Origin of the sequence: Pseudomonas mandelii, assembly GCF_002251635.1 — a bacterium.
In the GTDB taxonomy this organism is placed as follows: domain Bacteria; phylum Pseudomonadota; class Gammaproteobacteria; order Pseudomonadales; family Pseudomonadaceae; genus Aquipseudomonas; species Aquipseudomonas mandelii_B.
In genome coordinates, this window is record NZ_NMOJ01000214.1 from 1 (window position 1) to 1,110 (window position 1,110).

General features: G+C 52.5%; 1 protein-coding gene. It reads right to left on the bottom strand.

All coding sequences use genetic code 11. The features are described from left to right. Positions 1–20 precede the first annotated feature (20 nt). A complete protein-coding gene (locus B7L09_RS26485; protein WP_007898912.1) occupies positions 21–245 on the bottom strand; it encodes a hypothetical protein in 225 nt (74 codons plus the stop codon). Between the last annotated feature and the right edge of the window lie 865 nt (positions 246–1,110).

Here is a 1,110-nt window from a genome sequence, read left to right on the forward strand (position 1 = left end):
TTTTCAGCGACTCGGGTCGATCAGGCAACCAGTGCCTGACGGGTACGCTCGATCACAGCCTGCAGCGGTTCAGCGCTGGAGTATTGATCGGGGTACAGGCGTTCGCTGTGACGAGCGATGCCGTGTTCGTTGACCAGGGTGAAGCTGAAGCAGCCTTTGCGAGCGGCCATGATCAGGCAGTTCATTGGTGCAAAAGCGTTAGTGAGGGTGCGGATGGCATCCTGAGTGTGGATTTGAGTGGACATATTATTGGTGTTCCTACAAATGACACGGATAAGAACCGTGCAACGTTAAAACGTTCCAGTAACGTCGATCACCATTGATCGAACGAAGAACCCGACTGGAACAAAGCAGCCAGTTTGAAGCGCTAATAAGTTAGGCGCGCTTGGGCTGGCAGGTAGGTACTTAGGAGGGCAGGCAACACAACAAGGGCAAAGGTTCTGGGCCCGGGGTGAAGATCCTGATCAATTTGCAGGTTGGTTCGGTCAGAGTATTGAAACTTCGCGACACCCTTTGCTTGTTCAAAGGCAGTGCCGTCGCAAGAAATACCTGGAAACCATCGAGGTGGTCGATCCCGCTTGTTCGGTGGAGGCTTCCGTTGGGAAGGCTGACCGGGAGGATTTGTTCGACCAGAATTGACTTTCAGCTTGGTACTAACGCCGCGGATACTAACGGATTGAGTAGGCGAAGGGAAGCGTGAAGGCAAAATAATTTCCGTGCCCCGCCAACATGCTGCGTCAGGGGACAATTTCCGACCGTTGGTCGCCGCTCCGGCATAAGCCTGGGACAAGGCTTTACCAAGGTTATCCCCAGAAACCCTCCACAAAACGCTCCGAAAAAGAGTATCGATATAACTGCCGCGAAGGTACTTGTGCACATAAGTTGCGCAGACTGTAACCGGACTGTCATCCGCGCCCCGACCACAGTGGGTGCCTGTACTGAAAATTTAAGTCAATGAAAAATATCGCTTTTTTTTATTGGTGAAAAAATCGTCAGTTTGACTGCGGCCCCCGTTCCATGGGGCTTTGAGCGAGTTCAAGGCGGGTTGTCCACTGAGTTATCCACAGCTTCTGTGGATTGTCCCAAGCGCTTGCTCTAGAACGGGCGTGT